This window comes from Bacteroidetes bacterium GWF2_43_63, from assembly GCA_001769275.1.
Taxonomy (GTDB): Bacteria; Bacteroidota; Bacteroidia; order Bacteroidales; family DTU049; genus GWF2-43-63.
Map to the genome: position 1 here is coordinate 80259 of MEOQ01000012.1, position 25392 is coordinate 105650.

General features: G+C 43.3%; 19 protein-coding genes, 2 tRNA genes and 3 rRNA genes. 7 read left to right on the forward strand and 17 right to left on the reverse strand.

Going from position 1 to position 25392, the window contains the following annotated elements:
• Positions 1-5: 5 nt before the first annotated feature.
• The 3 genes from A2W93_01405 to A2W93_01415 are packed head-to-tail and all read right to left on the reverse strand — an operon-like array spanning position 6 to position 5638.
• Complete coding sequence (locus tag A2W93_01405) at positions 6-743, reverse strand: hypothetical protein (protein ID OFY55732.1); 738 nt, start codon at positions 741-743, stop codon at positions 6-8.
• A gap of 2 nt (positions 744-745) precedes the next feature.
• Entirely contained in the window at positions 746-3373 is a 2628-nt protein-coding gene (locus tag A2W93_01410; GenBank protein ID OFY55733.1) for a hypothetical protein, read from the reverse strand.
• 9 nt (positions 3374-3382) lie between these two features.
• Positions 3383-5638 (reverse strand): hypothetical protein, encoded by a 2256-nt coding sequence (locus tag A2W93_01415; protein ID OFY55734.1) that lies wholly within the window; start codon positions 5636-5638, stop codon positions 3383-3385.
• A 241-nt stretch (positions 5639-5879) separates the two neighbouring features.
• Here A2W93_01415 and A2W93_01420 point away from each other — a divergent pair, with 241 nt between their 5' ends.
• On the forward strand, positions 5880-6488 hold the full coding sequence (locus A2W93_01420; GenBank protein OFY55735.1) for a hypothetical protein: 609 nt from the start codon (positions 5880-5882) through the stop codon (positions 6486-6488).
• Positions 6489-6595: 107 nt separating this feature from the next.
• Here A2W93_01420 and A2W93_01425 read toward each other — a convergent pair whose 3' ends face one another.
• From A2W93_01425 to A2W93_01455, 7 genes are all read right to left on the reverse strand, one after another.
• On the reverse strand, positions 6596-7171 hold the full coding sequence (locus tag A2W93_01425; GenBank protein OFY55866.1) for a threonylcarbamoyl-AMP synthase: 576 nt from the start codon (positions 7169-7171) through the stop codon (positions 6596-6598).
• Between the two features lie 4 nt (positions 7172-7175).
• Positions 7176-8156 carry a hypothetical protein gene (locus A2W93_01430; protein OFY55736.1) on the reverse strand — a complete coding sequence of 327 codons (981 nt, stop codon included), beginning with the start codon at positions 8154-8156 and terminating at the stop codon, positions 7176-7178.
• A 77-nt stretch (positions 8157-8233) separates the two neighbouring features.
• Positions 8234-8341: ribosomal RNA gene (rrf, locus tag A2W93_01435) — 5S ribosomal RNA — on the reverse strand.
• A gap of 57 nt (positions 8342-8398) precedes the next feature.
• A 23S ribosomal RNA gene (locus tag A2W93_01440) occupies positions 8399-11281 on the reverse strand.
• 83 nt (positions 11282-11364) lie between these two features.
• Positions 11365-11438, reverse strand: a tRNA-Ala gene (locus A2W93_01445).
• A gap of 9 nt (positions 11439-11447) precedes the next feature.
• Positions 11448-11524: transfer RNA gene (locus A2W93_01450), tRNA-Ile, on the reverse strand.
• Positions 11525-11653: 129 nt separating this feature from the next.
• Positions 11654-13187: ribosomal RNA gene (locus A2W93_01455) — 16S ribosomal RNA — on the reverse strand.
• The 16S, 23S and 5S rRNA genes sit together here with 2 tRNA genes alongside, the layout of an rRNA operon.
• Before the next feature lie 169 nt (positions 13188-13356).
• On the opposite strand from A2W93_01455, the gene A2W93_01460 reads away from it, so the two are divergent.
• Positions 13357-13689, forward strand: a complete 333-nt coding sequence (locus tag A2W93_01460) for a hypothetical protein (protein OFY55737.1) — start codon at positions 13357-13359, stop codon at positions 13687-13689.
• 72 nt (positions 13690-13761) lie between these two features.
• On the opposite strand, the gene A2W93_01465 is transcribed toward A2W93_01460, so the two are convergent.
• Together A2W93_01465 and A2W93_01470 are read right to left on the reverse strand one after the other, a co-directional pair.
• The gene (locus A2W93_01465) at positions 13762-14625 is read right to left on the reverse strand and encodes a lipoyl synthase (protein OFY55738.1); all 864 of its coding nucleotides are present in this window, start codon (positions 14623-14625) and stop codon (positions 13762-13764) included.
• Positions 14626-14634: 9 nt separating this feature from the next.
• Positions 14635-15432 (reverse strand): hypothetical protein, encoded by a 798-nt coding sequence (locus A2W93_01470; GenBank protein ID OFY55739.1) that lies wholly within the window; start codon positions 15430-15432, stop codon positions 14635-14637.
• A 258-nt stretch (positions 15433-15690) separates the two neighbouring features.
• Here A2W93_01470 and A2W93_01475 point away from each other — a divergent pair, with 258 nt between their 5' ends.
• Both A2W93_01475 and A2W93_01480 read left to right on the forward strand, forming a co-directional pair.
• Entirely contained in the window at positions 15691-16368 is a 678-nt protein-coding gene (locus tag A2W93_01475; GenBank protein OFY55740.1) for a uracil-DNA glycosylase, read from the forward strand.
• Positions 16369-16397: 29 nt separating this feature from the next.
• Positions 16398-18083 carry a hypothetical protein gene (locus tag A2W93_01480; GenBank protein ID OFY55741.1) on the forward strand — a complete coding sequence of 562 codons (1686 nt, stop codon included), beginning with the start codon at positions 16398-16400 and terminating at the stop codon, positions 18081-18083.
• Between the two features lies 1 nt (position 18084).
• Here the strand turns inward: A2W93_01480 and A2W93_01485 are convergent, their stop codons facing one another.
• Positions 18085-18801: a glycosyl transferase gene (locus A2W93_01485; GenBank protein OFY55742.1), complete on the reverse strand. Its 717-nt coding sequence runs from the start codon at positions 18799-18801 to the stop codon at positions 18085-18087.
• A gap of 85 nt (positions 18802-18886) precedes the next feature.
• On the opposite strand from A2W93_01485, the gene A2W93_01490 reads away from it, so the two are divergent.
• On the forward strand, positions 18887-20725 hold the full coding sequence (locus tag A2W93_01490; protein ID OFY55743.1) for a hypothetical protein: 1839 nt from the start codon (positions 18887-18889) through the stop codon (positions 20723-20725).
• On the opposite strand, the gene A2W93_01495 is transcribed toward A2W93_01490, so the two are convergent.
• A complete protein-coding gene (locus A2W93_01495; protein ID OFY55744.1) occupies positions 20726-22291 on the reverse strand; it encodes a hypothetical protein in 1566 nt (521 codons plus the stop codon).
• Between the two features lie 43 nt (positions 22292-22334).
• Here A2W93_01495 and A2W93_01500 point away from each other — a divergent pair, with 43 nt between their 5' ends.
• Complete coding sequence (locus A2W93_01500) at positions 22335-23225, forward strand: hypothetical protein (protein ID OFY55745.1); 891 nt, start codon at positions 22335-22337, stop codon at positions 23223-23225.
• On the forward strand, positions 23226-23666 hold the full coding sequence (locus A2W93_01505; GenBank protein OFY55746.1) for a hypothetical protein: 441 nt from the start codon (positions 23226-23228) through the stop codon (positions 23664-23666).
• Positions 23667-23694: 28 nt separating this feature from the next.
• On the opposite strand, the gene A2W93_01510 is transcribed toward A2W93_01505, so the two are convergent.
• The 3 genes from A2W93_01510 to A2W93_01520 are packed head-to-tail and all read right to left on the reverse strand — an operon-like array spanning position 23695 to position 25389.
• Complete coding sequence (locus tag A2W93_01510; protein ID OFY55747.1) at positions 23695-24288, reverse strand: hypothetical protein; 594 nt, start codon at positions 24286-24288, stop codon at positions 23695-23697.
• On the reverse strand, positions 24285-24818 hold the full coding sequence (locus tag A2W93_01515) for a hypothetical protein (GenBank protein OFY55867.1): 534 nt from the start codon (positions 24816-24818) through the stop codon (positions 24285-24287). The genes A2W93_01510 and A2W93_01515 overlap by 4 nt, the downstream gene beginning before the upstream one ends.
• Positions 24811-25389 (reverse strand): hypothetical protein, encoded by a 579-nt coding sequence (locus A2W93_01520; GenBank protein ID OFY55868.1) that lies wholly within the window; start codon positions 25387-25389, stop codon positions 24811-24813. The genes A2W93_01515 and A2W93_01520 overlap by 8 nt, the downstream gene beginning before the upstream one ends.
• Positions 25390-25392 lie beyond the last annotated feature (3 nt).

Sequence of the window (25392 nt, forward strand, 5' to 3'; positions counted from 1 at the left end):
ACCTACTACAATAAGTTTATTTTCACCGCAGCCACCTTCTCTTTCGAAGTCATTTGAATCATACTGTCGCGAATTGGATTGTCACTTAATAACACTTTGTCGTTGTTGTACATGCTTGCTGAATCGCGGTTGACTGAGCCACTCATATGAAATTCCACAGCTCCGGATTCTTTCAGCAATGAAATATTTTCTGCATTTACTCCACTTCCGGGCATAATGATGATGCGGTCTCCGGCTTGCTTGATCAACTCTGCAATCAGCACTCGTCCTTCAACGGCTGTGTTTTTCTGACCACTTGTAAGCAGGCGCTGACAGCCGGCTTCAATGATATCTTCGAGTCCCTGAAGCGGATCACGGCACACATCGAAAGCACGATGAAAGGTGACATTTAGTGGTGAAGCCAGTTCAACGATTAAATGCGTAATTTCTTTGTCAATATTCCCATCAGGCAGCAGAAATCCGCACACAATGCCGACTGCACCACTCTGCTTGGCGAATTCAATGTCGCGGCAAATCTCATTCATCTCCGCCTTGCTATAAACAAAATCACCCGGTCGCGGCCGAATCAACACATACACAGGCACACTGCTTTCGCTTATGGCACCTTGAATCAATCCTGCAGACGGCGTAGTTCCACCACAAAATAAATTGCTGCAAAGCTCAATCCGGTCTGCCCCACCCTCAATCGCTGCTTCGAGCGATTCGAGCGATGTTGCAACTACTTCCAAAATTTTTTCATTCATGATTAATATATTTTCCTGTTATATGCATTCAGCAACATCGCTGCTGTATTTATGTGATAGCCGCTAAACTGATAAAATACTGAATTGTCTGAAATAAATAAAACTTCGGGAAATAAAAGTTCTTTTCCTGATGCTGTTTTTAATTGATCTGCAAACTTTCCTTGTGAATCCATGAGCCAGACAACAGACTCAGGCAATCCAGGCCACGATTTCGCATCAAAGCTGTTGGCCGATTTATCTTTCGGCAGTACCAGATAAATAATGCGATTCAGCTTGTTGAATTCATCTGCACTTTGAGTCAATTCGTTCAGAAAATGTTTTCCAGGCTCTGTTGAAGGATCGATCAACGAAATAATATTGAAGTCATTTTGAATCTTTCGGAAAGAAACAATCGAGTCACCAGCCAAATATTTCATTTCAAAATCTCCGTTAAAATCAAATATCGGCTCTGGGAAAACTGCTGAACCTTGCTGTTTAAGCGCAATTCTGGATGTGTCACTGCCTGAAGGAATATTCAAATAATGCCAATTTGACAACACACTTCCGTCGGACTGCCGATTTCCTGTCATGATTCTGTAAGTCCCGGGTTCAAGCTGCATATTAACCGGAAATTCATTCATGCTTTCGTCATATTCATAATCCAGCGTTTGGAAACGGCCATCAATCAGGCGTGCAATGGTGTAGCTGGTGTAATATTTTGGAGTAAAGTCTACATTATATAATTGCACCGGAACTTTTTCCACTGCAGACTCAGTCTGACTTTTGAAAACAGAAATCCATTTGCCATGCCAGTAGTACTGCGGAATGTATGTCGCCGGTTCCAATCGTGCAGGAATTCCGAAGCTGCGACAGCAAGCCACAAAAAACACATTTCGCGAATACTCGTCTGCAGTTCGCAATTTCATAACACTACCAGGAAACAGGGTTACACCATAATAATTATTTTCCTCATCCGGTTTAATGTTGCTGTTTATCCACGCCACAAGATTTTCCGGACTTTTCCTGAACGATTTTATTTCCTTTTTACTGAAACTATTTTGAAGCTCACTGCACCATGAACTCAGCAGCTCGCGCCCAATGCGTGGACTCAGGACGTATTGTGTAAAAAACTCTTCTGGGCATTTGTTGCGCGGAAATTTCACAGAACCTCTCAAATGATCAAGTAAGATACTGGCTGGAGTGTCACGCAAATCCTTTTCCGAGATGACAGTAAGCAAATCTATTGCATAAACTTTTTCTTCTGCCTGCTCATAAAACGATGCTATCTCGGAATAATTGCCTCGGCTTTTCAAAATGAAATTCACAATCGCCTCGCTGAACTGATCGTTTTTATATTGTTCGCGTAAACTTGCCGTGTCCGGAAATGTATTTTCATAAGTGGCTCTGATAGAGTCCTCTTCTTTCAGACGCCGATCGTTTTCTTCTTTTTTTGAAGTTGTTGGTGTTACCGTTTTCCCCAATGAAGGCGGTAAAATCTGAAACGCAAACACCGAACTGTCCTTTTGAATTGCGTAAGGATCGAAAACAATTTCGAGTACAGATTCCTGCTCAGCCGGGAACATTTTCCATGTGTAGTTTTTTCCATCATTCACCCAGATCATCAAATCGCCAAAAGCAGTTTCAATGCTGCAGCGGCCGTCCTTGTCCGTTTTCAGCGAAGCGAAAGTAAAAAATTCGGAATAGTTATACACCTGATAATCCACCATGATGCCTTCTATGGGCTTTCCGTCAGTATCTACAACTTTCACCTCCGCGTTTTTCACCGGTGCATAGTTCGACAATAAATTGAGTTTCGAAAACAACGGTTTCTGCACCAATGTTTTTTCGGAACCATTGTATCGTCCGAAGGTGTTGGTATGCACCATAATGGCTCTGGTAGCGGGTCCCGAGAACCAGCCCATATTCAATTCCGGATCGGGTTCGCAGGCACCCATGAAATACCATTTGCCATCGATCCAGACTTCGACCCACGCGTGATTGTCGTCGGTGTGTGCCCAGCGCGGCGTGTACACCTGCCGGGCTGGAATTCCGACACTACGCATGGCTGCAACTGTGAATGTACTTTCTTCGCCGCAGCGTCCATAAGCGGTTTTGACAGTAGCCAGTGGCGACGATGTGCGCTCATCCGTGGAACGATACGCCACTTTTTCATGACACCAGTGATTCACTTCGAGCGCAGCATCATACATACTCATTCCTTGTACACGTTCTTTTAACTCAGGCAGAAACACAGCCCGCGCTTCATCTGGATTTTCATTATTCACACGAAAAGGCAAAACAAAATGCATAAATTCTTCGACAGGAATACTCTTCCCCCACGAAAACTCGCTTCGGGTGCGAAGGGCCAGTGCCGCCATGTTTTGAAAATACGCGGGCTCCAGATTGGCAAGATCGCTCAAAGGCGCATAGGCAATCAGAAATTTAATGGCTTCCACCAGTTCAGGAGATTCAGTTTTTTCAATCAGTGAAAACATCTCCGGAATTCTCTCTCCAAATGCGCTTTTTCGCTCGCTGAATAAATTATTCATGTTGTCATAAGCAACACGATCTTGCATTAATACCTGCGAAAACAAAGAGGCAGAGCCAGCTATGATTCCCCAAACCAAGACAAATAAAAATATTTTCTTCATATCGTTTGTTTATTCAACAATAATCTCATCAATAAACAGCCAGGCCTTACCGCCTGCACCCGGGTGCCAGTCAGGGTTTTGATGCATTGCACTGCAATATACTTTTACAAATTTCACTTTCTGCGATTTAAAGCATACGGTTAGATCCTGAACCGAAGTGGCTGCATCGGTTTGGGAAATTTTATTTTCAACTTCGCCAACTTTCTTCCAATCAGCAGCGTCGGTCGAAACAAACACTTCCAATTTCAGCGGATGATAAATCCATGCGAGCGAACTTTGTAGCGTGCCGATACTGACTTTGCTTATTTTCATTTTATCACCAAGGTTAACGATGGCTTCAAAATCGAGTCCTTCGTAGCCCTGCCAGAGATTATCGCGATAGGAATTTGTGCCGCGCAAACCATCGGTCATGTTGCTGTCGCCACCTGCAATATATTTTTTATGGTACGGATACGTGATGGTGTATTCTTTACCAAGGGCTTTATGCCAGCAAACTTTCCGTGATTCAACTGCTGTTTTTCCTGAGCCAGGTCGGATGGCTGCCACCTTAATCTCAGCGCTGGTATTGATAATGACAGGCTCTGAGTATTTAGCGGAATTGACACCCGGTTCTGAACCATCTGTCGTGTAATACATAGTCAAATTCGGTTGTCCATGCTCAACAACAGCGACAAAAGCATTTTTATTTTTATCAAACCTGGTGGTGAGTTTTATTGGATCGCGCTCATATCCATACTGAACACCAAGATTGTTCAAACGTTTGTAATGAAACTGCATTCTTTTCTGAAACTCAGTAAACGAGCGACCTTGCGGGCTTGACCAAACAACCTCGCTGAGAGCACACAAACGCGGAAACATTCTGCTGTCAATGAGCGCCTGAGGTGCTACTTCTGTCCACATACAAGCTTCGCTGCCAAGTATATGATGATGTTTGTCAGCAGGCAAGTCGGCCGGTATTGGTTCAAAAGAATATACCTGCTCGAGGTTAATATTTGTTGTACTATAATCAAAATAGCAATGACTGGTTGGCGACATAATGGCATCGTGTCCCTGCGAAGCAGCTTCTAAACCACCTTCCATGCCGCGCCACGACTGCACTGTCGCCGATGGAGCGAGACCACCTTCAAGAATTTCGTCCCAGCCTATCAGTTGACGGTTATTCGCATTTAGGAATTTTTCAATCCTGCGGATAAAATAGCTTTGCAGCTCTTCTTCCGATTTCAAATTTTCGGACTTCATGCGCTCCTGACATTTTGGACAAGCCTCCCAGCGCACTTTCGGCGCTTCGTCGCCGCCGATATGAATGTATTTTGATGGAAACAAATCCATGACCTCTGTAAGAACATCCTGCAGGAAAATAAAAACAGAATCGTTGCCCGCACAATAAATATCATTGAAAACGCCCCAGCGTTTTTCAACTTCAAAAGGCCCGCCGGCACATGATAACTGCGGATAAGAAGCAAGTGCCGCCACAACATGCCCCGGCATTTCGATTTCAGGAACCACGGTAATATAGCGTTCCGCAGCATAGGCCACTACCTCACGTATCTGGTCCTGCGTGTAAAAACCGCCATACATGCTGCCATCGTCTTCTTTGCGCCAGGCACCCACTTTCGTAAGCTTCGGATACTTTTTAATTTCAATTCTCCAGCCCTGATCTTCGGTCAGATGCCAGTGAAGAACATTCATTTTGTGGAAAGCAAGCAAATCGATGTAGCGTTTGATAAAATCAACCTCCATGAAATGACGGCCACAGTCGAAATTCATTCCCCGCCAGGTGAAACGAGGTTTGTCAGAAATCGTCATGCAGGGAATTTCAATAGTAGCGATGTCAATTTTTTTATTTTGACTAAACTCCGGAGGCATCAACTGCCTTAAAGTCTGCAACGCATAAAAAATGCCTGCCTCGGTTAGAGCCACAATTTCGATTCCATTACCAGAGATTACCAAATGATAACCTTCGGGGCCACACCATTTGGCACTATCATCGCGGAAAATTGAAATGTATTGGGTGTTTTTACGTCGGACCGAATCGAATTGGAGCTCAACACCCGTCGAAATTTTCATCATATCTGTAAACATCCGGGCAGAATATAGAACTCCGGGCGCCGTTTCACATAAAACGCGTACAGATTGGTCAAAACGGAAAGACCCCGGACCATACTTAACCTGTTGAGGCTGAGGAATAATGTTGGTTTCAGCATTCTGCGAAACAACAGAGAGGGACAACAGTGTGCAATAAAACATAATTATGAATGTCTTCATGGAGCTCAATAATTTTCGATTAATCAAAGTAAGTGAAAATAATGCAAAGTCAATAATTTCTGACAGCGTTTTACGTCAACGGGAATGTTTTTTTGTCACTAGCTAACATAATGCGAAAATGACAAACTTGATTGTATGCCAAAATAAAGCTGTCATTTGCTTATCAACAATACTAAAACAACTGATAATCAAATCTGAAAGTTAATAAATCGAATTTGACTACCTTTGAAAAGTCGAATGTATGAAAACAATTGATCCACAAATATTTCCCTTTTTCGAAACCATTCGGGTTGTGAATGGAGTTATCCAGCATGCGGATTTTCATCATGAGCGGATGCGAAAAACATGTATTAGTAATTTCAATGAATTTCATTTTGAAAAAGTACTTGATCATTTGGAGCTTCCTGAAAAGGGAATAATGAAACTCAATATCTGGTACAACAAGACTGAGATGGAGATTCGTTTTTCAGAATATATTCCTGCGATCATAAAAAAAATCGCGTTGGTGGAGTGTAACCCCGATTTTGATTATTCATTTAAATGTACAGATCGCAGCTATTTGAATAAACTGCTGCAATCCACACCAGGAGCCGATGAAATTGTGATTGTGAAAAACGGGATGGTGACAGATACCTCGAAAGCCAACATCGTATTCGAAAAAGATGGCGTATTTTATACTCCTGACACATTTCTGCTCAATGGAACCATGCGTCAATTTCTATTGACAACCGGAAAAGTTACTGAGAAAGCAATTAAGGCTGAAGACATTTCCGAATATGAAAGAATATATTTTATCAATGCAATGAATTCGCTAGAGTCGGCGCTGGGTTTTGAGTGTTTCAGGATGTGAAACAATAATTTCCCTTTGTCTTTTTCCTTTTATCCCTTCGACAGGCTCAGGACAGAGCTTTTTACTTTTATCTTTTTACTTTTATCTTTTATCTTTTGTCTTTAAAATCAGGATCTCACAACTTCATATTCCCATTCTCCCGTAAGGCGAATGATGGTGGATGGTCTCAGCGCTGAAAGAACATTTCTGCGGTACATGACGGCATAATCAACCTGGTCAACAATTTCCGGACTGATTTCCTGAAAAATCATTGGGGCAGCTTCACCCGAAATGTTTGCTGAAGTTGAAACAATTGGTTTTCCAAACTCCCTGATCAGGTCGTTGCAGAATTCATTCCTGACAATTCTGATGGCCACATGTCCATCGGGGGCAATACAATGCGGTGCAAGATTTCTGGCTTTGGGATAAATAATTGTGAGGGGCGTATCCACCTGTTTTATAAGATCATAAGCAATTGGCGGAATGTCATCCACGTAGTATGACAGTTTCGACACATCTTCAAGAAGAACAATGAGCGTTTTTGCCTCATCTCGTTTTTTGATATCGAAAACACGCTGTACTGCTTTAGGCTGAGTCGCATCGCACCCAAGACCCCATATGGTATCGGTCGGATAAAGAATCACTCCATGATTTTTCATGACCTCGATACATTTTTTTACTTCCTCGGAATATTCAGCTGACATGATTTTATAAAAGTTCAGTAAGTTGTTTTGTTTCAATTTTATTTCCGCAATCAAAGTGTTTCTGCGGGCAGGATTTGTGTCCATGAATTCCACACGGACGACATTTTAAAGGTGCAAGGTATTCAATGATTTTTGAATTGTCACTCAAGGGCGTGAAGCCAAATGCAGGTATTGTGCTGCAGAAGATTGTGGCGACCGATGCATTTACAGCTGAAGCCAAATGAGTCGGGGCACTGTCGTTGGTGAAATTCATTGCGGCATACTTCATAATCCAGGCCGACTCAAGAATACTCAACTTCCCGCAGAGGTTCCAGGTGTTCATAGGCCTGGCAGCGGATAAGTCATTCGCCATTTTTACGTCGGCATTTGATCCGGCAATTATTACCTTCAGCTCTGAAGGAATTTCACTGACAAAATCAATCCATTGCTTCACTGGATATTGTTTTGTTGCCCATAAAGAGCCCGGGAAAATTGTTATATACTTCGACTGCGCAATAGCAAGCAGAGCTTGATCAGCTGGTTTTTCAACAGCAATCACTGGGTTTGCTTTCTGTAGGCCAGGAAAACACTGTCTGCCCAGTGTCAAATTGCGAACAATTTCGTGCGTTCCGTTTTGTTCATGCCGCGCTTTTCGATTGAAGAACAACGACAATGGGTTACTTGTAAAGCCGGCTTTTATCTTGCCTCCAGAAAAAGCAGTAATAAAGCCTGAAGAAAAAAAACGCTGAAAATTGATAACCGCATCAAACTTTTCACGTCTGATTTCTTTTAAGATGGATAAAAGATTTCTGTATTTATGATCTTTTTTGTTCCAAACCAACACTTGGTCAATAACCGGACAGTTATTCAGAACATCAGCGCAGGATTCTTTCACGAGGAAAAAAATGAGCGCGTCAGGAAACAAAGCCCTGACAGAGTGAGCAGTAGCAGTAGCAAGTATCACGTCACCGAGCGAAGCGGTCTGAATAAAGAGGACCTTTTTCATAGCGCAAAATTATAAAGAAAAAGGAGAGTAAAGGGCAAAAAAAAACCCTGAAAGAACTTTCAGGGTTATATAGTAAAGATTGGCGACGACATACTCTCCCACTTGCGTAGTACCATCTGCGCAGAAGGGCTTAACGACTCTGTTCGGAAAGGGAAGAGGTGAGCACCTTCGCAATAGTCACCAAAAGGTTTTAAATGCGATAAGACAATAAAGAGAAAGGCAAGAAAAAGAGGCTATCCGGAAATAGAAAGCTACGGGTAATTAGTACTGCTCGGCTTTGCCATTACTGGCTTTAGACCTGCAGCCTATCAACGTCGTAGTCTACAACGACCCTTAAAGGAATTCTCATCTTGAAGCAGGCTTCGTGCTTAGATGCTTTCAGCACTTATCCATTCCATACGTAGCTACCCTGCGATACAGCTGGCGCCATAACAGGTACACTAGAGGTATGTCCATCTCGGTCCTCTCGTACTAAAGACAGCGCTTCTCAAAATTCCAACGCCCACCACAGATAGGGACCGAACTGTCTCGCGACGTTCTGAACCCAGCTCGCGTGCCACTTTAATCGGCGAACAGCCGAACCCTTGGGACCTACTCCAGCCCCAGGATGTGACGAGCCGACATCGAGGTGCCAAACCACTCCGTCGATGTGAGCTCTTGGGAGTGATCAGCCTGTTATCCCCGGAGTACCTTTTATCCTTTGAGCGATGGCCCTTCCATATGGAACCACCGGATCACTATGTCCTACTTTCGTACCTGATCGACTTGTTGGTCTCACAGTCAAGCACCCTTATGCCATTGCACTCTACGCACGGTTACCAAGCGTGCTGAGGGTACCTTTGAAAGCCTCCGTTACTCTTTTGGAGGCGACCACCCCAGTCAAACTACCCACCAAACAATGTTTCCGCCGAGGGCGGATTAGACACCAAATATAAGAAGGGTGGTATTTCAAGGTTGACTCCACGAGGGCTAGCGCCCCCGCTTCAAAGTCTCCCACCTATCCTACACATCTCATATCCAATATCAATGTTAAGTTGTAGTGAAGGTTCACGGGGTCTTTCCGTCCCGTGGCGGGTAAACGGCATCTTCACCGTTACTTCAATTTCACCGAGCTCATGGCTGAGACAGTGCCCAGATCGTTACACCATTCGTGCAGGTCGGAATTTACCCGACAAGGAATTTCGCTACCTTAGGACCGTTATAGTTACGGCCGCCGTTTACTGGGGCTTCGATTCAATGCTTCTTCTTGCGAATGACATCTCCTCTTAACCTTCCAGCACCGGGCAGGTGTCAGGCCATATACATCATCTTGCGATTTAGCATAGCCATGTGTTTTTGATAAACAGTCGCCTGGGCCATTTCTCTGCGCCCCCTCGCGGGGGACCCTTTCTCCCGAAGTTACAGGGTTAATTTGCCTAGTTCCTTAGCCATGGATCACTCGAGCACCTTTGGATACTCTCCTCGACCACCTGTGTCGGTTTACGGTACGGGCGGTAGTTACCTGAAGCTTAGAGGTTTTTCTTGGAAGTATGATTAGGATCATTATCCGCTTGTCCGAAGACTCACGGTACTATCAGGTTCGATAACCTGGCGGATTTGCCAACCAGGATAAGTCTACACCCTTCAACGTACACATCCGTCGGTACGCAGATCTTTCACTCCTTCGTCACCTCATCGCAGTAACACCGGTGTTGGAATATTAACCAACTTGCCATCGGCCTCCCACGTTTACGTGGTTATCCTTAGGACCCGACTAACCCTGATCCGATTAACGTTGATCAGGAAACCTTGGTCTTTCGGTGTGCAGGTTTTTCACCTGCATTATCGTTACTCATGCCTACATTTGCTTTTCCAGCCGCTCCAGCAAACCTCACGATTCACCTTCTGTGCAACTGGAATGCTCCCCTACCCATTAATAAATTAATGTCACAGTTTCGGTAATATGCTTAATGCCCGATTATTATCCACGCACAATCGCTCGACTAGTGAGCTGTTACGCACTCTTTAAATGAATGGCTGCTTCCAAGCCAACATCCTAGCTGTCAATGCAATCGCACTTCGTTAATTCAACTTAGCATATATTTTGGGACCTTAACCGATGATCTGGGTTCTTTCCCTCTCGGACACGGACCTTAGCACCCGCGCCCTCACTCCCGAGTATATGTCATAGCATTCGGAGTTTGTCAGGATTTGGTAGGCGGTGAAGCCCCCTAGTCCAATCAGTAGCTCTACCTCTATGACACTCGACCTCGAGGCTGTTCCTAAAAACATTTCGGGGAGTACGAGCTATCTCTCAGTTTGATTAGCCTTTCACCCCTACCCACAACTCATCCAAAGACTTTTCAACGTCAACTGGTTCGGTCCTCCATTACATGTTACTGCAACTTCAACCTGGTCATGGGTAGATCACAAAGTTTCGCGTCTGCACCTACTAACTAAGCGCCCTATTCAGACTCGCTTTCGCTTCGGCTCCTTCAATCAATTGAATTAACCTTGCTAGTAAGTAGCAACTCGTAGGCTCATTATGCAAAAGGCACGCCGTCACCCATAAATGGGCTCCGACCGCTTGTAGGCGCACGGTTTCAGGGACTATTTCACTCCGTTGTTCACGGTTCTTTTCACCTTTCCTTCACAGTACTTGTTCGCTATCGGTCTCTCATGAGTATTTAGCCTTACCAGATGGTGCTGGCAGATTCCCACAGGATTTCTCCGGTCCCGTGGTACTCAGGATACTGCTAGGTAACAAATTCGTTTCGTGTACGGGACTATCACCCTCTATGATATAACTTTCCAGAAATCTTCCACTACGAATTTGTAGTCCATATTGCAGTCCTACAACCCCATTTTTGCCTTAACAAAAATGGTTTGGGCTCTTCCCTGTTCGCTCGCCACTACTTAGGGAATCACTATTGTTTTCTCTTCCTCCGGTTACTTAGATGTTTCAGTTCACCGGGTTAGCGCCATAACGGCATTCCAATATTAACTTGGAATAGGTTTCCCCATTCGGAAATCTCCGGATCAAAGGTAGTTTGCACCTCCCCGAAGCTTATCGCAGCTTGCCACGTCCTTCATCGCCTATGAGAGCCAAGGCATCCACCGTACGCCCTTAATTACTTTCTTATTGTCCTTAAAGGACAGACTCTTTTTCTTTTAATTGCCTTCTCAATATGTCAAAGAACTGTTTCTGTTATTTTTCGTTCAGAAAATGTGGAGAATAACGGATTCGAACCGTTGACCCCCTGCTTGCAAAGCAGGTGCTCTAGCCAGCTGAGCTAATCCCCCTTTTACGATTTGTAGTCCCGCGCAGATTTGAACTGCGGACCCCTACATTATCAGTGTAGTGCTCTAACCAACTGAGCTACGGGACTAAATGTTGTTTTTCCACTTAGGTAGCTCAATGAGCACAATATCCACTGAGCTCGTAATTGGGATATAACAGAATATGAAGACATAGAAGACAGTACGTATCACTGAATTTGCATTCAGCAGATAAATCACTCCAGAAAGGAGGTATTCCAGCCGCACCTTCCGGTACGGCTACCTTGTTACGACTTAGCCCCAGTCATTGGTTTTACCCTAGGTCGCTCCTTGCGGTCACGAACTTTAGGCACCCCCAACTTCCATGGCTTGACGGGCGGTGTGTACAAGGCCCGGGAACGTATTCACCGCGCCATGGCTGATGCGCGATTACTAGCGAATCCGACTTCACGGAGTCGAGTTGCAGACTCCGATCCGAACTGAGACCGATTTTAAAGATTCGCATCCAGTCACCTGGTAGCTGCCCTTTGTATCGGCCATTGTAGCACGTGTGTCGCCCTGGACATAAGGGCCGTGCTGATTTGACGTCATCCCCACCTTCCTCACTACTTGCGTAGGCAGTTCCTTTAGAGTCCCCATCATTACATGCTGGCAACTAAAGGTAAGGGTTGCGCTCGTTGCAGGACTTAACCTAACACCTCACGGCACGAGCTGACGACAACCATGCAGCACCTCGTATACGGCCATTGCTGGCTTATACCTTTCGGCATAATTCCCTATACGTTCGAGCCCAGGTAAGGTTCCTCGCGTATCATCGAATTAAACCACATGCTCCTCCGCTTGTGCGGGCCCCCGTCAATTCCTTTGAGTTTCATTCTTGCGAACGTACTCCCCAGGTGGATTACTTAATGCTTTCGCTCAGTCACTGGCAATGTATCGCCAACAACTAGTAATCATAGTTTACGGCGTGGACTACCAGGGTATCTAATCCTGTTTGATCCCCACGCTTTCGTGCCTCAGCGTCAGTAATGGGTTGGTAACCTGCCTTCGCCGTCGGTGTTCTGTGTCATCTCTAAGCATTTCACCGCTACATGACACATTCCAGCTACCTCAACCATACTCCAGACTGGCAGTATCAATGGCAGTTCTGCAGTTAAGCTGCAGGCTTTCACCACTGACTTATCAATCCGCCTACGCACCCTTTAAACCCAGTAAATCCGGATAACGCTTGGATCCTCCGTATTACCGCGGCTGCTGGCACGGAGTTAGCCGATCCTTATTCTTACGGTACCTTCAGCTCCGAACACGTTCGGAGGGTTATTCCCGTACAAAAGAAGTTTACAACCCAGAGGGCCGTCAATCCTTCACGCGGCATGGCTGGGTCAGAGTTGCCTCCATTGCCCAATATTCCTTACTGCTGCCTCCCGTAGGAGTCTGGTCCGTGTCTCAGTACCAGTGTGGGGGATCATCCTCTCAGACCCCCTAGTCATCGTAGTCTTGGTGAGCCGTTACCTCACCAACAAACTAATGACACGCATGTTCATCAAAAACCGCCTGAGCTTTAATTATCAAAAGATGCCTTTCGATAATACTATGGGGCATTAATCCAGATTTCTCTGGGCTATTCCCCGGTTAATGGTAGATTACATACGCGTTACGCACCCGTGCGCCGGTCGCCACCAGGTATTGCTACCCGTGCTGCCCCTCGACTTGCATGTATTAAGCCTGCCGCTAGCGTTCATCCTGAGCCAGGATCAAACTCTCCATAGTAAATTTGATCTTGAATGTCTCGGATCTATCCTTCAAAGTTCTCAACTTTGAGATACGCACTATCTTGTCTATGCTTCAATATTTCAAAGAACGTTTGTTCTATTTTTTTTGCCCCGCTTCTTTCGATTTGGGAGTGCAAAATTAATTCTTTTTTTTAATCCCGCAACTTTTTTTGAAAAAAAGTTTTCAACATCTCAATCTCTCTCGTTCCGGTCCGTTGTTTAAACGGGAGTGCAAAGGTAAACCTTTTTTTATAACTGCCAACTTTTTTTTAATTTTTTTTGGCCCGGCTTTTTTCTCTTCCAACGATCCGTTGTTTCAACGGGAGTGCAAAGGTAAACCTTTTTTTATTCCCAACAACTTTTTTTGGATTTTTTTTCAATTTTTTTTGCGGCTTCTCAGTGAACGGTCCGTTTGCGTTCCAAACGGGAGTGCAAAATTACGCATTATTCTTTACCTGAATAATTTTTTTGAACTTTTTTTGGATTATTATTTAAATCATTGAATTTTAAATGATTAATCAACCGCCCTTTTGCCTAAACTACACTCATTTCCACTTATACCTTATAATATTACACTATAAAGCTTCGGCCGAATGATAGGATGATCGCACCAATGGACCACTCTCAACATGGCTGAACCCAAGCTCCAGAGCCAGCTTTCGGATATATGCAAATTCTTCCGGCGTGTAATATTTTTCAACGACATGATTTTCATGGCGTGGCTGCAAATACTGGCCAACAGTCAAAATACTACAACCTGTTGCCCTAATATCCTTTATTGTTTCCGCAATCTCTTCCATCGATTCCCCCAACCCGGTCATTATTCCACTCTTTACACGTAATCCCATCGATAAGGCAATGCGTAACACTTCAAGACTTCTGTCGTATTGAGCTACCGACCTGATCTGTGGCGTAAGCCTCCTGACCGTTTCTATGTTGTGGCTGAATATATCCGGTTTTGCATCGGCTATGATTTTTATAAGCTCATGTTTTGCATGGAAATCCGGGACAAGCACTTCGATTGAAACAGTGGGATTCTTGGTGCGTACAGCAGCAATGCAGTCGGCCCAATGCTGAGCACCTTCATCTTTCAGATCGTCGCGCGTAACCGATGTTATGACGCAATGACGAAGTTTGAAATGCGCTACTGTAGTAGCCAGGTTTTCCGGTTCGGTATTGTCGGGTGCCAGCGGCCTGGTGTGGTCTACTGCGCAAAAACGACAATTTCGAGTACAGGAATTGCCGAGAATCATAAATGTTGCTGCGCCCGCAGCCCAGCATTCGCCGATGTTCGGACATTTTCCGCTTTCGCAAATTGTATGCAGGCAGCCTTCAGACAACGCTGATTTCATTTTTGAATAAACATCGGCTGATGGAAGACGACTTTTAAGCCATTTTGGTTTTATGGCTTTGGGTCTGTTTGATTCGTTTTGTATCATTGAAAAATATCAGGGATTATATCGCTTTCCAAAATTTGCAGAAATATAGAAAGTGATGAAAAAGTTTTTGTTTTCGTTGAAGGCCATGATGGGAATTTTCTTTGCGAAAACGTCAGCAGTAATGCCGGCTTCAACATATCTTAATGTGCTTTTTTCCGGACCATACTCAAAACTTACTCCTGCCTTGAAATATGCTCCCGGGTAGAACTTGCTTTCGCTAAAGCCTTCGAGGAAAGGGCCTCGTCCGTAAATATTCGAAAGATTGTGTTCCTCTGAATTGTAGCGCTGCAGGATCAGGTCGTAATAATAGGACGATGTTGAATTGTCGAGGATATACAGATAGGTAGGTTTTGCCATGGCAATGCTGGCGCCGAAGCAATAAAACCTGCGAACATCAACTCCACCCCAATAGGGTTTTTCATTCATGACTTTAAGACTCCCGAGCCCAATCCTGCTGAGATAAATATAATTTTGCTTGCCATAAACAAATTTGCGGGCTTCGTCAAACATATACACATTCCCCATCTTGATTTCCTTGGGATGCTTCATGTTTACAATATCAAAATCGATAAAACGGCCGGAGTTTACTGTGTTTCGCTGTCCCCAGCGGTAACCCAGCCCCATTCCTTCGCTGTGGGCAATTAAATGAAAAGAGTACTCTCTTTTCAAAATAAAACCCGGCTCATTTCCGGTTTGGCCGGCAATCTGAGCGCGGGACGTAATAACCGAAAAAAAGCTGACTAAAAATATGACCGATACTTTTAAAAGTCTCATATTACGCAGCAAACCGGCACTGGCCGGATACACTTATACTCTTGTATCTTCGGCTGGAGCAGCTTTTTCAACGCTGCCGTTATGATATGCCGGGCATGAGTGCTGTGAACGACAGCCGGCAAACATTACAACCATTAAAGAAACAACAAACGCTATAGCAATTAGTTTTTTCATAAGAGTTTGATTTTTTGAACGTTCAAAATTAATAAATTCTTCGAGACTAGGAAATAATTTTGCGTAATTTTACACTCACTTCATTCAAATTAACGTTTTTACGCAAAGAAAAATTGCATGACAAGTATCGAGCCAAAAATAGAATCTTCCTGGAAAAAGCTGCTGGCCGATGAATTTCATAAGCCATACTTCAACGAATTGAAAAATTTCCTGATGGCGGAAAAACTGAAATATGCTGTGTTTCCGCCAGGAGACAAGATCTTCAACGCTTTTAATCTGACCCCTTTCGATAAAGTGAAAGTTGTAATTCTTGGTCAAGATCCCTATCATGGCCGCGGCCAGGCCCATGGACTCTGCTTTTCGGTTAATCCGGGCATCGCTTTTCCTCCCTCACTTGGGAACATTTTAAAGGAACTCAAATCTGATTTGGGAATAATACCGCCTGCCACAGGAGAACTCAGCGCCTGGGCTACTCAGGGAGTATTGCTTATCAACACGGTCCTGACTGTTCGCGAAAACACACCGGAATCGCATAAAAACAAAGGATGGGAGAAATTTACCGATAGTGTCATCCAGCATATTTCCGAAAAAAAAGAACACGTGGTTTTTATTCTGTGGGGCAACAATGCCAAAGTGAAAACACAGCTTATAGACACTTCAAAACATTGCATATTATCTGCCGCACATCCTTCGCCATTATCGGCTTCCAGAGGCTTCTTCGGCTGCCGGCACTTTTCAAAAACAAACGAATATCTGATCAGTAAAAATATTGAACCAATCGACTGGCGTTTGTGAATAAGGCAATATTGATATCACTCCTGCTGATGCTATCACTGACTTTGATGAGTCAGAAACATGTTGTTATTGCAACCGACAGCGATGAAAACACCGAATTAATTTCTTTTGCTGACTCAGTTGAACTGGAATCCTACATTCAGAAATTGCTCCGTCAACATTTTGCTGATGGCTTTTTATACGCGACTTACAATTATCAGCAACCCTGGTCATCAGAAAAACCATACGTGTTCATTTCACTAAATGAAAAAACTGCATTAAAGCAAATCGCTCCCGGAAACGCTGATGGAGCGGTTCTACGCAGCATCGGATTCAATGAAAGAAAAATAAATAAATGGCAAATACCTGATCCGGAGCGGATTCTTGAATGGGAAAATAAAATTGTTAGTTATTACGAAAATAATGGATTCCCATTTGCCTCTGTTTCATTCAAAATCGACTCTGTTAAAAATGATTCCGTCAACGCTTCATGGGTCGTACAACCCGGTCCTGTTGTGCTTTTCGACAGTATTGTTCAAAAAGGAAAATACAAGCCTTCCATTGGGTATATGTCGAGCTGGCTGAATATTGAAAAGGGTAAAGCATATGATGAAAGAAAAATTATTGCATACCAGCGAAAACTAAAAATGAGCGACCTTGTTGATGAGGAAAGACCCATGCAAGTTCACTTCACCAACGGAAAAGCCAAATTGTATTTTTTTCTGAAAAAGAAAAAATCAAATTCCTTTGATGGCATTCTCGGTTTTTCGCCCGACAGGGATAATCCCGCAAAAATAGTGTTCAACGGCGATGTAAATCTCAAACTCGCGAATTCTTTTAACCACGGTGATATTATAGCCCTTAAATGGAAAAGCAGTGCCAATAAATCGCAGGAAGTAAATATTAAAGCTTCTGTACCCTACCTCATCAATCTTCCGGTTGGTATTAATGCAAGCCTGGATATTTACAAAAGAGACACGCTGTACGTGAAAACAAAGCAGCATTATGGCGTGAACTTTTACTCAGGGATTGCAAGTGAAATAGAATTTTTTGCAGAGAACACAGAAACAAGGGTAATTGATCAGACTATTTTTGAAACTGCCACAACGCTCCCGGCATGGGCTGACAGCCGCACAACGGCAGGCGGATTGCGCATTTTTGTGCCTTCTGTTGACAACTTGATTGTACCCCACAAAGGATTTATTCTCAGCTTCGAATCGTCGGCTGGAAAAAAGAAAATTATTAAAAGTTCCAATGCTGCGGATGGGCTTTATGATAGTATCGATCTGGAGACCATTGTCATTGCCGGAACTGGCGAAATATCGCTCTACATGCCGGTTGCAGGTGCACTCCATTTTATGGGAGAAACCCGTTTCGGAATGATTGATGCACCAAAACTTTTTGAAAACGATTTGTATCTTATTGGCGGATTGCGCGTGTTGCGTGGCTTTGACGAAAAAAGCATGCCGGTTTCCATGTATTCTGTTTCAACGACCGAGCTTAGATTTTTCTTTGAAAAGTACAGTTATCTGGCTCTTTTTGCTGATTATGGAATAGTGAATCAAATGGTTAATACAGTGCTCAAAGACCGGTATTATTTTTCGACCGGAACAGGACTATCATTCAATACAAAAGCAGGAATATTCAATATATTTTACGCTTTAGGGAAACAAAATCCCGGCGCATTCTCGCTGAAAAACGGCAAAGTGCATTTCGGATTTGTCACCCGATTTTAATTTACTTCCGACAGAAAATATTGTATTTCAAAATGCACCAGATGGCTCTGAAACCGTCTTTTGCTTTGATTTTCTTTCCTTCATCGTAGGTGCGTCCATAATATGAAATGCCAACCTCGTAAATGCGCACATTTTTAATTCTTGAAACTTTTGCAGTCACCTCGGGCTCAAAGCCAAATCGCCTCTCGCGCAGATTCAGACTTTTGATAATGTCAGCTTTGAAAAGTTTGTAGCATGTTTCCATATCTGTCAGATTCAGATTTGTGAACATGTTGGAGAGTCGCGTTAAAAACCGGTTACCGATAGAATGCCAGAAGAACAGGATCCGGTGCGGGTTCCCGCCAATGAAGCGCGAACCATAAACCACATCTGCGTTGCCTTCAACAATGGGTTTCAGCAAATCGTTGTATTCGCGCGGATCATATTCAAGGTCCGCATCCTGGATGATAATAAAATCTCCGGTTGCTTCCTTAATTCCACGATGCAATGCCGCACCTTTTCCCATGTTTTTCGGCTGCGAAAATATTTTTATACCGGCATCGGGATTTGCTGAAGCATATTTTTCGAGAACTTCAATCGTATTGTCTTTTGAAAAATCATTTACAATAATGATTTCTTTTTCAAGATTACTGATGAGTTTCACATCCATGATTCGGTCAAGAATCAGATGAATTGTCTTTGCTTCATTATAAGCCGGGATGACAATCGAAATGATCATATTACTAACGTTTTGGACTTCAAATGTACATGTTTATTGATAATTTGCACAAATAATCTACATTTGCATTCAAAGAATTATCCCAATGAAACAAAATAATTCGCCGGTTTCACTTTTTTTATTTTTGCTTTTAGCCGCATATTTAGTCATCAGCAACTTGATGTTTTTTCCCAACCAGATTATCTGCTATGATGTTTACGGATACTATCTTTACCTTCCGCAGACTTTTATTTATAACGATCTGAGCATTCATAATTTTGACCAGGTAAATTCATTATTGCAGCAATACGGCAACAGCTCAACATTCTATCAGGCATCGATGCTGGAGGATGGCACTTATGTGATGAAGTACTCCATGGGAATGGCCATCTTGTTTTCTCCATTTTTCTTTATTGCGCACTTTCTGGCTCCATATCTCGGCTACGCTGCTGATGGCTATTCTTTCCCCTATCAGTTTTCTTTATTGATCGGAGGAATTCTTTATTCCATTGCAGGACTCTGGTTTTTAGGGAAAGTGCTTTTGAAATATCTGAGCGACAGAATTACTGCAATCACGCTGCTATTGATTGTCATTGCTACGAATTTTCTGCCACACATAGGCATGTACGGGCAAAATGCGATGTCGCACAATTATTTGTTTGCCCTCTATTGTATGGCTTTGTGGTTCACTGTAAGATGGCACGAAACATTCCGACTGAAATTTATCGTCTTTCTTGGCCTGGTATGCGGGCTTGCAATACTTAGCCGCCCGACAGAAATTGTAATACTTGCCATTCCTGCCTTATGGAGTGTTGATTCGTGGAAAGCATTGCAGGAAAAATTCAAAACTATATTTAATCATTTTGGACAGATGGCGGTGTTCGGCTTCATTGTGCTGGCGCTGGGCTTCTGCCAGCTGCTGTACTGGAAATTGCACACCGGTCACTTTTTGTATTACAGTTATGGATCCAATCCAGGTGAGGGAATGGAGTTTTTTTCACCCTACATCACCGAAGTTTTGTTTAGTTTCAGAAAAGGGTGGTTGATTTACACACCCATCATGATTCTTGCCTTCTCAGGATTCATTGTACTGTTTAATAAAAACAGAAAAATATTCTGGGCTCTGCTGGCTTACTCAATTTTCAATCTGTATCTGGTTTCGTGCTGGTCTACGTGGTGGTATGCACAATCGTACAGTCAACGCTCGCTGGTGCCGGCATTAGCAGTGATGAGCATTCCGCTGGGGTTCTTTCTCACATGGGTGGCTGGAAGAAAAATAATTTTAAAGTCTGCAATTTCGCTGGTAATTGTCTTTTTGGTTTTCCTCAACATATTTCAGATATGGCAGTTTCATGTCGGAATACTGGATGGAGACCGCATGACCAGAGAATATTATTTCAGTACTTTTTTATCGACTTCAGTAAGTGATAAAGAAAAAGAGCTCCTGCTCATCGACCGACGCAGATATGAAATCAACAATTTCGACAACGAACAGGAGTATAAAAGCACCCTGAATAAACAACTCAGTTTTGAGGATGACACAATTATTGATTCGGTTATTCCGGCTGACGGCCAGCGCTATTGCCTGATTGATTCAGCATCTCCATACACTCCGGTTATTGAGATTCCATATTCCGAACTAACGAAGAAAGATCATGCATGGCTGAGAGTTCGTGCTAAAATATTTCCCGTTACCCCACCCGATTCGCTCAAGGTAGCCTTGGTTTTACACTTTTCGCATAAAGGATTTCCCTATCAATACAGAACTATTGAGAGTCCACGCATGGAATTGAAGCCAGGTGTATGGAACGAAGTGAAATTTGATTACCTGACGCCTGAAGTAAGAAACAAGAGTGATATTTTCAGGACATTTGTGTGGAACATGGCTGGAGGATCAGTGCTGGTGGATCAGCTATCTCTTGAGGTTTTTGAACCCACGAAGTAATCAGAAATCCGGGCAGGCATCTTTGTAATAGCGTTTGCCTTTGTGGAAGTCTGAGCGTCCTTTCTTACAATGTCCTTTGGCAAAACTCATTTTCCAGCTTACATAAATGTCGGATCCGTAAAAATCGAACCAGCCGGTCCAGGAAGAGAAATAATCTGTACCAATGGTCAGGTTCCAAATCCTTACGGCAAGTCCAGCACGCAGCCGGTTCCACTCGTAAACAGACAAAGGGATGCTGAGTTCAAACCTGCGTTTTTCGAATCGCGGCGTAAAGCTGAGTTGCGTGGGTCGTATTACTGAATTCTTAAACACCGGCGTTGGATAAACAAACGAAGTATTGAAAAACCAGTATCCTGCCGGATGCCACTCATATTGCAGCGATACAGCAGTTGGCAAACCAATGGTGAACTCTCTTTCATCAGCTTCAGCGGTGTGTGCAAAATGAGTATTGAATCCGGATGTAAAGCCATCTACATTTTGAGGATCGAAACGATCAAAACCAGGCCAATAAGTCTGCGCATTATCGAACGAATAAACGAATGCATTGTCGCGAAATTTGACATATCCAAGATCAAGAATGCTGATACCGATTTTGTATTTGTATGAACTCCACTTCTGGGCACACAACTGACGCACCCGCATAAATCCATTTCCATCGCGTTTTTTCTGAAATACAAAACCCAGATCGGCAGCCCAACCGCCACCCAGCGTGAGCCCATGATCGGTGGTGTATTCATTATTTGAATAATCCATGGGCATCGACGAAGCGTATTGCGCATCAAGCTCCTCGACCGATAGCGTAGAATCATCATAAATGATATAATTCGCATAAGGAACATTGAAGAAGGAACCTCCCAGCCCCATTGTTTTCTTTAGCGTGCCACCGATGGCCATATAAGTCGAAGAAAAAGTTGTAAATGCTTTTGAATAGCTAAGGGCAATTTCGCCCCACGACAAGGCCGCTGTCTTCATTTTTCGCAATTCGTAAAATTCATCATGCTGTGGTTCGAAATCAATTCCTTCATAAATAAATTTCGAGGTATGATGTTCAATTCCCCGGGTGCTGCCGGCGCCGCGCACCGACAGCTGGAACCCAAAAGCCTGGTCGCCTTTGCACAGCATGAATGAAGGCAATTCAATGCGAGTACTGAAGTTTGCGTGCAGTTTTCGCTCTTTATCGTAAGTGTCTTTCAGTATCGGTGATTCCTCGCCAAAATCAACCGCTGGCGACAAAATTTCAAGAAAGTAAAGCTCTTCGTGCGGTACATACAGACTGTTGTTTTCGCCAAATGCATCGAGCGTGACAATGTTTATATCGAGCCAGTATTTTGAATCTACCATGCCGGCAGGATTAATCAAATTGGAGTTGATGCCCGCATAATTGCTATTGACAACTCCCCACATTTCCTGACTAAAAATCCGCTGTAGGGGGCTAATAATCAGTGCCACGAATAACATAATGCAACTAACCTTCATAAAAGTTCTGGTCTTTTTCATTAATCCAACTTGCCTGCACTTCTCAAAATTGTTGAAGTCACGAATATACAAATTATTCCATGTATTCATGCGGGGTTAATAATTTCTTTGAAAAAAATGGTACTTTAGCGTCATGTTTCAGTATGTTGTTTTCATTTTCATGCAGACGCTGATCCGGATTATGCCATTCTGGCTGATGTACGGACTCTGCAATATAAACGCTTTTCTGCTTCATCGCGTTATCCGCTATCGCCGCAAAGTAGTAATGCGGAATTTCCAGACTGCTTTTCCGGAAAAAGATGAAAAAGAAATCCGGAAGCTTATCAGACAATTCTATCGTTATTTTGCCGACATGCTTTTCGAAGCTGGGAAAGGTTACAAAATGACGCGCCGAAAACTTGAAAAACGCTATAAGGTATTGAATCCGGAACTGATGGAGCAATACTACAAAGAGGGAAAAAGCGTCATTCTCAATATGGCACATTTCAATAACTGGGAATGGACCACCGGTGTTTTCGGAGAAGTATTTCCGCATAAAGTTTTTGCCATTTATAAACCCATGCGGAACACGAGGATTGATGCGTTTATCCGCAAATCGCGGGAACGCAACAGCTATCATGTTGTTCCACTAAAAAACACGGGGCTCATGTTTCGCAATATGGCTCAGCAGCCATGTGCCTTTATAATGGCTTCGGATCAGTCGCCTGTTCAGCTTGACAAAGCGTATTGGCTGGAATTTCTGCACCAGACCACAGGATTCCTGCACGGGCCTGAGATTTATGCACGCAAATTCGGACTGGCTGTGGTTTTTACTAAAGTAATAAAGACAAAGCGCGGTTATTACGAGGTGGAACTTATCCCTATAACAGAGAGTGGCAAAGATCTTCCGGAAGGACAAATAACCGCACGCTACGCGCAATTGCTCGAAGAGACTATCAGACAACAGCCTTCGCGCTGGCTTTGGTCGCACAAACGCTGGAAAAAGAAAAAACCAGATGATAAAGAAATTTTAAAACTGACCTAAATGAAAAAACTAATCATTGCTTTGCTTTTGCTGGCACCGATCATACAACTGACTGCGCAGGAATCTACCTATCAGGGTGTCATTGATAAATTCTTTTCGATTTACAAAGGCGACGGACCGGAGAAAGCGATTGACTACATATTCTCTACCAATCCCTATCTTGAGCCCAATTCTGAGCAGGTAACCGCTATTAAATTAAAACTTGCAACTGCGGTTGCGGTCATTGGTGATTATTACGGATTCGATCCCGTTGTTGTAAAAGAACTGGGCCCTTCAATGGCAATTGGCACCTACATGGTCAGATATAAACGACAGCCACTTTTCTTCACATTCATTCTGTACAAACCCGATAAAATCTGGCAAATCCAGACACTGCGCTTCGATGATAAAATTGAATCTTTGCAGATGAATGATTTCGAAAACAAAGCTGCGACAAAATAGGCTGAATTGTTTTTCGCCTTCGTAAGTTCTATTTCTCAATATAAAAGTTCCCGTTGAGCTTTACAATTCCGATTGAATTGTTGTCGGGCTTGTCGACATTGAGGTGAACGGAACCACAAACAGTATTTCTGTCGATCTGATTAATTGTTATTGCGCCGGGATCGGGCATACCGCTGGCCCAGTTGAACCAGATTGTTCCGGCCTCGGTTTGCAAGCTGACCTTGGCAAAATAATCATTATCGAAATCCATGTTTTTGTAGATCCCGGGATTTATTTTAATCCCATTTTTTGTATACAGGGATATGGCTATACTTACCTTATCCTCCGCTCCTGAAGCCAATTTCACGATCCCATCCAAATAAATTTCCGCAACAGAATCATTCGTGAAAATAAATTTCTGTTTATTAATGGCAAATACACTATCGCCAGTAATAAATCCCTTGTTCTCTTTCAATCCTTTTTTGTCAACAAACAGCGTAAGTGAAGTTTCTTTCACACATTCATTTTTTGCGGACAGCGAATCATCGGCATCACTGCTTCCTGCACGCTGCTTACCACCGCATGATGAGAATAATAATAAAACTGAGACAATCAGGAAAAGACTTACATTGGTTGTTTTCATAAACAGGATTTGTTTCGCAATAATTCTTCAACAATCTTGCTGGCAAATTGCAGGCGGTCCTCTCCTTCTCCAATGACCTCTGCTACATTGCCATAATATTCCACTACCTGCTCTTGATAAAGCGTCATCAGATGTTCGCGACGGTGAGGATCTTCGCGCTGTGGATCGGGTTCCCACGGTAAATCGATATTGCACAAAAGAACAAGATCGTATTTCCTTTTATTCAACTCATCAATAATCCAGGAGTGACAATGACCAAACTTATCATCGCACCAGATTTTGGTTACGAGCAATTCCGTATCACAAAATACAAGTTTGTTTTCAATGGCTGCATTGTCTTCATTCAGAATCTGCTGCTGTGCAATTTTCAGAATGTCGTCAAAATTATACTCACGTCCGAGTTTTTCAAGATATTCACGGGCGTATTCCGGAACAGATACTCCACCAAATTTTGCAGCCAAATATTCCGCAAGGGTTGATTTACCAGTGCTTTCAGGGCCTGTCACAGCAATACGAATGGCATCATGCATCAACATGCTTCATCTTTTTTCGCCATGAAAAATAACCGACCACAGCCATTACACAAAGAAAAATATACAAAACCAGTGTTGGATACATCTCTTGCGAAAAATACAGATAGCATGAAATCACATCTACAACCAGCCATATAAGCCAGTTTTCAATTTTCTTGCGGGCCAGCATCCATGTGGCAGAAAAGCTGAGTGCCGTAACAAGGCCATCGAGTAGTGGAGTTGTTGAATCGGTAAAATTATACAGTAGCAGAGCAATTAGCATGAACAAAACAAAGACGGAAATAACTGTATAAATCCATGTTCGCAATTTTGTATGTGAAATTCTGAGCTTATATGCTTTGTTGCCGCGCTTATCGCCAAAACGCCAGGTATACCAGCCATAGGCACTCATGCCAACATAATAAACCATCAGAATCATGAGAGCATATAAGCGCTGCGAGGCGTACACCCAGATGTACATGGTTACATTCAGAATACTAATAATCCAAAAAAACGAATTGATGCGTATCTGCAGAAAAACAGCAATGATGCCAAGTGCAGCTGCAGCAAGCTCAAACCAGTTGGTGATTAT